The following is a 6816-nucleotide window of genomic DNA, read 5'->3' as shown; positions in this document are numbered from 1 at the left end:
GCGTGCGGGTGAAGCCGCGCGACCGGGTGACGGCCGGCCAGCCGGTCGGCCTCGTGGGCCTGTCCGGCAAGACCGAGTTCCCGCACGTCCACATCACCGTCCGCCAGGGGAGCACGGTGGTCGATCCCTTCGTCGGGCTCCAGGCCGGGGCCGAATGTCAGATCGGGCGGGAACCGCTGTGGACGCACGACGCGCTCGCCGCGCTGCCCTACAAGCCCGGCGCCGTCCACATCGCCGGCATCGTCGCCGGCCGTCCCGACATCCAGAAGGCGCGCGCCGGCGAACTCCGCGAGGCGACCGCGAGGCCCGACGCCGAGGCCCTCATCGTCTGGGCCGAGGTCTACAACGTCGTCACCGGCGACGTGCTGTCGCTGCGCCTCTTCGCGCCCGACGGCAAGTTGATCCTCGACGCGCCGCGGCCGATCGAGAAGGACCAGGCCCGGGTCTTCCGCTCGGCCGGGCGCAAGCTGCCGCCGGGCGGCTGGCCGCGCGGCACCTACCGGGCCGAGATCGCCTACCTGCGCGACGGCAAGCCGGTGTGGGACCCGGTCCGTTCGGAAATCACGGTTCGCTGAGCCGGACGGAGCCGGTCCCGCGCGTCAGCCGCGCGGGCAGACCAGCGTCATGCGGACGCGGTCGAGCACGTTCTGCTCGTAGAAGCGGTTGCCGCAGAAGGTGCGGTGCTGGGCCACGGTCTCGTTGTAGCGGCCGACCGCCACCTGGAGGTCGCCGATGACGCCACGATCGAGATCGCCCGCCATGCGGTCGCGCTGGTCGACGAGATCGCGGAAGCGCGCCACCTGGACCGGGTCCGATTCGTTGACCATGGCGCGCTCGCGGGCGATCCGGCGGTCGAGCTGGTCGAGATCGGCGGTGCGCTGGTCGTAGGCGCCCTGGCGGGCGTTCATTTCGCCCGCCCGCTGCGCCAGCGTCTGCTCCAGGCACAAGCACTGCGCGATCTGCTGGGGATCGACGATCACCTGCTGCGCCGCGGCAGCACCCGCCCATGCCACTCCGAGCGCCAGCGATCCGGCGATCAGGGTCCGTTCGATCATGGTTCGGCGCATCGGCCTTCTCCGATTCGTGGTTCCGCTCGCCAACGCACCATACCGGATTGCGTTCCGGCCCGCGACCGGAGGCCCCGGTTGACCCAGGGCCGCGGCCGACGCCACGATCCGCGGCCGAAGTCCGGACCGGAAGCCGGGGAGGAACCATGACCGACCATCTGCTCGCCATCGACCAGGGGACGACCAGCACCCGGGCGATCGTCTTCGGCGTCGACGGGCGGGAGCGCGGCCGCGCCCAGGAGGAGCTGACCCAGCACTATCCAGGCCCCGGCTGGGTCGAGCACGATCCCGAGGAGATCTGGCGGGCGACCCTGTCGGTGACGACGCGCGCGCTCGCCGCAGCCGGCATCGCGCCGTCCGCCGTCGCCGGCATCGGCATCACCAACCAGCGCGAGACGACCATCCTGTGGGAGCGCGCGACCGGGCGGCCGGTGGCGCCGGCGATCGTCTGGCAGGACCGGCGCACCGCCGAACGCTGCACCCGGCTGGTCGCCGACGGCGCCGAGCCGATGGTGCAGGCGCGGACGGGCCTGCTGCTCGATCCCTATTTCTCGGCGACCAAGATCGGCTGGCTGCTCGACCGCGAACCCGGGTTGCGGACCCGGGCGGAGGCCGGCGAGATCGCTTTCGGCACCGTCGACAGCTTCCTGCTGTGGCGGCTGACCGGCGGCCGGGTGCATGCGACCGACGCCACCAACGCCGCCCGGACGCTGCTCTACGACATCCACCGCCAGGACTGGGACGAGGACCTGCTGCGCCTCTTCGCGGTGCCGCGCGCCCTGCTGCCCGAGGTCCGCGACTGTGCCGGACCGTTCGGCACCAGCGCGCCGGCACTGTTCGGCGGCGGCATCGCCATCCGCGGCATCGCCGGCGACCAGCAGGCGGCGACCGTCGGCCAGGCCTGCGTCCGCCCCGGCATGATGAAGAGCACCTACGGCACCGGCTGCTTCATGCTGCTCAACACCGGCGACCGGCCGGTCGCGTCGCGGAACCGGCTCCTCACGACCATCGCCTACCGCATGGACGGCCGGCCGACCTATGCGCTGGAGGGCAGCATCTTCGTCGCCGGGGCGACCGTGCAGTGGCTGCGCGATGGCCTGCGCCTCATCGCCAGCGCCGGCGAGACGGCCGGGCTCGCGACGGCGGCGGCGCCCGAGCGCAGCGTCTACCTGGTGCCGGCCTTCACCGGGCTCGGCGCGCCCTACTGGGACGCCGACGCCCGCGGCGCCATCCTCGGCCTCACCCGCGACACCGGCATCGCCGACATCGTGCGGGCGGCGCTCGAGGCCGTCTGCTTCCAGACCCGCGACCTCCTGGAGGCGATGGCCGCCGACGGCGCCGCGCCGCCGACCAACCTCCGGGTCGACGGCGGCATGACCGCCAACGACTGGACCATGCAGTTCCTGGCCGACGCGCTGGCGGTACCGGTCGAGCGCCCCGTCGTGACCGAGACGACGGCGCTCGGCGCCGCCGCGCTCGCCGGCATCGGCGCCGGCGTCCTGCCCGGGCTGGCGGCGCTGGAGTCGTTCTGGGGCCTCGACCGTCGCTGGGAGCCGGCGATGGCGGGGCCGGAACGCGAACGGCGCTATGCCGGCTGGAAGGACGCGGTGGGACGGGTGCGCACGAAATAGGCGACCGTCAGCGGCCGCCGATGCTTCTGTCCAAGGTCTTCGCCTGGAGGGCGCGCGAGCAGCCGGACGCTCCGGCCGTGATCGACGGTGCCAGCGCGATCGGATACGGCGCGCTCGACGGCGCCGTCCGTCACGCCGTCGCCTGGCTCGGCGGCGAGGACGTCCGAGCGGGCGACACCGTCGCCCTGACGCTCGCCGACCCCCTGGCGCACCTCGTGCTGTCGCTGGCGCTGATGCGGATCGGCGCCGTCCAGACCAGCCTCGCGCCCGGCCTGCCGCTGCTCATGCGCACCGACATCGCCCGCACCGTCGGCGTCGGGCTGACAGTGACCGACGGCACGGCCAGTCTCGGGGAGGCGGCGGCGGCACGGGTTCCCGACGTGCGGGCCTGGGTCCGGGCCGGGGACGGTGCGGCCGATCCGCCGCCGCCGCCCGACCCCGAGGCGACGGCCGTCCTCGCGGTCGGCTCGGGCAGCACCGGGGCGCCCAAGGTCATTCCGGTGCGCCACCGGCACCTGACGGCGCGCAGCCTGAACGACCTCGCCGGCTGGCCGACCCGCGCCGGCGACCGGGTGCTCGTCCTGCAGTCGCTCGGCACCCTGACCCACCTCAGCCGCTCGCTCTTCACGCTCCATGCCGGCGCCACCCTCGTCCTGGCGCGCGACACGGCGCCGGACGAACGCGCCCAGGCCATTGCCGGCCTCGTCGACCGGCACGATGTCCGCCACCTCCACTGCACGCCCCTCGGCGCCGGCCTGCTCACCCGCGCCTTCGCGGGCGCCGACCGGCCGCGCTTTCCCGGCCTGGCGAACATCCGGATCGGCGCCGCCGTGGTCGGAGCGCGGCTGCGCTCGGACGTCCGGCGCCTGCTGAGCCCCAACCTCACCATCAACTACGGCGCCAACGAGGTCGGCTCGATCGCCTGCGGCTCGGCCGCCGTGCTGGCGCGGCATCCGGACTCGGTCGGCCGGGCGCTGCCCTGGAACGAGGTCGAGATCGTCGATGCCGACGGCCGGCCGCTGCCGGCCGGGGCGACCGGGCTGGTCCGGGTGCGCGGACCGTCCGTCGTCGACGGCTATGTCGGCGACCCGGAAGCGACCGCCCGGCGCTTCCGCGGCGGCTGGTTCCATCCGGGCGACGTCGGGACCTGCACCGAGGACGGCGTGCTCCACCTCGCCGGCCGCGACGACGACATGATGATCGTCGCCGGGATCAACGTCTTCCCCGCCGAGATCGAGCGCGTCCTGGAGGCGCACCCCGCGGTCGGCGAGGTCGCGGTGCTCCCGGCCGCCTCGGAAACCCTGCAGGACCTGCCGGTCGCCTTCGTCGTCGCCCGGGCGCCGACGAGCGAGGCGGCGCTGCTCGCCCACGCCCGCGAACGGCTCGGCGTCCGCGGCCCCCGCCGCGTCCACCTGGTCGACCACCTGCCGCGCAACCCGGCGGGCAAGATCGACCGGCGGGCGCTGGGGGCGATGGTCAGGCCGGGCGCAGGCGCGCCCGACCTCGACGGGCCTCCCGCATAGCGCGCGGCCGGGGCCGTCAGGCCCCGAACTTCGGCGCCCGCTTCTGGGCGAAGGCGGTCACGCCCTCGGCGAAGTCCTCGGTGGCGGCAAGATCGGCAAAGCTCCGCTGCTCGGCGGCGAGCTGCGCCTCGAAGCCGGTGTCGAAGGATTGCAGCAGCAGGCGCTTGGTGGCGGCGAAGGCCGCGCGCGGGCCGGCGGCGAGCCGCAGCGCCAGCGCCCGGGCCTCGTCTGCCAGGCGCTCGTCCGGCACGACCCGGTTGACGAGGCCGATCTCGGCGGCGCGGGCGGCGTCGAACCGCTCGGCGAGCAGCGCCAGCTCCAGCGCCCGGCGCTGGCCGACGAGGCGCGGCAGGAACCAGGTCGAGCCGCCGTCGGGGCTGGCCCCGATGCGGGCATAGGCCAGCGTGAAGGTGGTCGACTGGCCGGCGACGGCGAGGTCGGCCGCCGCCATCAGGCTCATCCCGGCCCCGGCGGCGACGCCGTGGACCTGGGCCACGATCGGCTGCGGCATCCGCCGCATCGTCGCGATCGCCGGGTGGAAGGCGTGGATCAGCTGGTCGAGCCGCCGCCGCCGCTCCGCCGGCGGCCGCTCGGCGAGGCCGGCGAAGAGCTTGACGTCGCCGCCCGCCATGAAGCCGGCGCCCGCCCCCTTGAGGATCACGGCGCCGACCGCGGGGTCGTGCTCGATCCGGTCGAGGACGGCGACGAGTTCGGCCGCCATCCCGTCGTCGAGGGCGTTGAGGACGGCGGGGCGGTTCAGCGTCACCTCGGCGACGGCGTCGGCGACGGCCAGCAGGACGGTCGGTTCCATGACGATTGGCGTAGCAGCCTTTGCCCGCCTTCGCCAATCGCCGGATGAAACCGAATTAATCGCTCCTTAAGTAAGCCGAAAGCCGCCACCCCCCAGATTGGCGGTCACCGAATTGGTTGTTTCGGCAAACGGAGGTCCCAAGCATGTCGTCGATCGTCCCGTTCCAGCGCGGACAGACGCTCCGCCGCCTTTCCCGGGTTGCCGCCGGCCCCCTCGTCGGTGCGGCGCTCGCCGTGGGCGCCGTCTCCGCCACGGTCATCCCCTATGCCTCGGCCCAGGCCCCGATCACCGCCCCGCCGGGACTGGCGTCGGTGCTGCCCAGCTTCGCCGACCTGGCCGAGCGCGTCTCGCCCGCCGTCGTCAACGTCTCGACCGAGCGCACGGTGCGCGGCGGCGGCGGCGAAATGAACCTGCCGCAGTTCCCCGAGGGCTCGCCCTTCAACGAGTTCTTCAAGCGCTACTTCGAGCGCGGTCCGGGCCAGGGCCGCGGACCCGGCATGCCGCGCCAGGCGCGCGCCGCCGGCTCCGGCTTCGTCGTCGACCCGGCCGGGTACGTGGTGACCAACAACCACGTCGTCGACAAGGCCGACGAGATCACCGTCACCATGCAGGACGGCACCGAGCTGAAGGCGAAGCTGATCGGCCGCGACGCCAAGACCGACCTCGCGGTCCTCAAGGTCGATGCCGGCCGGCCCCTGCCCTACGTCGCCCTGGGCGATTCGGCACGGGCGCGGGTCGGCGACTGGGTGGTCGCCGTCGGCAATCCGTTCGGTCTCGGCGGCACGGTGACGGTCGGCGTGCTGTCGGCGCGCGGCCGCGACCTCCAGTCCGGCCCCTTCGACGACTACCTGCAGATCGACGCCTCGATCAACCGCGGCAATTCCGGCGGCCCGACCTTCAACCTCGCGGGCGAAGTGATCGGCATCAACACCGCCATCTACTCGCCCAACGGCGGCAGCGTCGGCATCGGCTTCGCCGTGCCCTCGAACCTCGCCAAGCCGGTGATCGAGCAGCTGAAGGCGACCGGCAAGGTCGAGCGCGGCTGGCTCGGCGTGCAGATCCAGCCGGTGACCCCCGACATCGCCGACAGCGTCGGCCTCGACCGGTCGCGCGGCGCGCTCGTCACCAGCGTGCAGCCGGACAGCCCGGCGCTGAAGGCCGGCATCCGCCAGGGCGACGTCATCATCGGCTTCGGCGGCCGCGCGATCGAGCGGGTCCGCGACCTGACGCAGGCGGTGGCGATCACCAACGCCGGCACCCGCAGCGACGTCGTGGTGTGGCGCGACGGGCGGGAGACCCGGCTCTCGGCCAGCATCGCCCGCCTCGACGCCGACCGGCAGGCCTCGGCCGAGCAGGAGCCGGCCGACGACCAGACCGGCGGCAAGCTCGGCCTGTCGCTCGCCCCGCTCGACCGCGACGCGCGGCGCGAGAACGGCATTCCCGCGTCGGTGCGCGGCGTGCTGGTCGCCGGCGTCGACCCGGACAGCGCCGCCGCCGACAAGGGCATCCGCCCCGGCGACGTGATCGTCAAGGTCGGCGGCCGCACCGTCGCCACGCCCGACGAGGTCGCCGAACGGGTGGCCGCCGCCCAGGGCGAGCGCCGCAAGAGCATCCTGCTGCTGGTCAACCGCCAGGGCTCCGAGCGCTTCGTCGCCCTGCCGCTGGGCCAGGCCTGACCGGGTCGGCGCCGGCGGGCCGGGGCCCCCCCCCCCCCGGGCCCGCCGCCCGGGCGCCCCCGGCGACGCCCCCCCCCCCCGCGGGGGGCGGGGGGCGCCCCGCAACCC

The 6816-nt window shown here is 74.5% G+C and carries 6 protein-coding genes; 4 read left to right on the top strand and 2 right to left on the bottom strand.

The window, feature by feature from the left end; genetic code table 11:
• A partial coding sequence (locus ACE3Q3_RS18525; protein ID WP_374448606.1) for a M23 family metallopeptidase occupies positions 1–575 on the top strand: 575 nt, incomplete at its 5' end.
• A gap of 24 nt (positions 576–599) precedes the next feature.
• Here ACE3Q3_RS18525 and ACE3Q3_RS18520 read toward each other — a convergent pair.
• Entirely contained in the window at positions 600–1067 is a 468-nt protein-coding gene (locus ACE3Q3_RS18520; RefSeq protein ID WP_374448604.1) for a hypothetical protein, read from the bottom strand.
• A 146-nt stretch (positions 1068–1213) separates the two neighbouring features.
• On the opposite strand from ACE3Q3_RS18520, the gene glpK reads away from it, so the two are divergent.
• The gene (gene glpK / locus ACE3Q3_RS18515) at positions 1214–2698 is read left to right on the top strand and encodes a glycerol kinase GlpK (protein ID WP_374448602.1); all 1485 of its coding nucleotides are present in this window, start codon (positions 1214–1216) and stop codon (positions 2696–2698) included.
• Between the two features lie 20 nt (positions 2699–2718).
• Entirely contained in the window at positions 2719–4221 is a 1503-nt protein-coding gene (locus ACE3Q3_RS18510) for a class I adenylate-forming enzyme family protein (protein ID WP_374448600.1), read from the top strand.
• A gap of 16 nt (positions 4222–4237) precedes the next feature.
• On the opposite strand, the gene ACE3Q3_RS18505 is transcribed toward ACE3Q3_RS18510, so the two are convergent.
• A complete protein-coding gene (locus tag ACE3Q3_RS18505) occupies positions 4238–5032 on the bottom strand; it encodes an enoyl-CoA hydratase/isomerase family protein (protein WP_374448598.1) in 795 nt (264 codons plus the stop codon).
• Positions 5033–5175: 143 nt separating this feature from the next.
• On the opposite strand from ACE3Q3_RS18505, the gene ACE3Q3_RS18500 reads away from it, so the two are divergent.
• Positions 5176–6708: a DegQ family serine endoprotease gene (locus ACE3Q3_RS18500; RefSeq protein ID WP_374448596.1), complete on the top strand. Its 1533-nt coding sequence runs from the start codon at positions 5176–5178 to the stop codon at positions 6706–6708.
• The last annotated feature ends 108 nt before the right edge of the window (positions 6709–6816 follow it).

Origin of the sequence: Allostella sp. (genome assembly GCF_041913585.1) — a bacterium.
Taxonomy (GTDB): Bacteria; Pseudomonadota; Alphaproteobacteria; order ATCC43930; family Allostellaceae; genus Allostella.
Note: the sequence above shows the minus strand (reverse complement) of the source record. Positions and strands in the feature narration are given on the sequence as shown.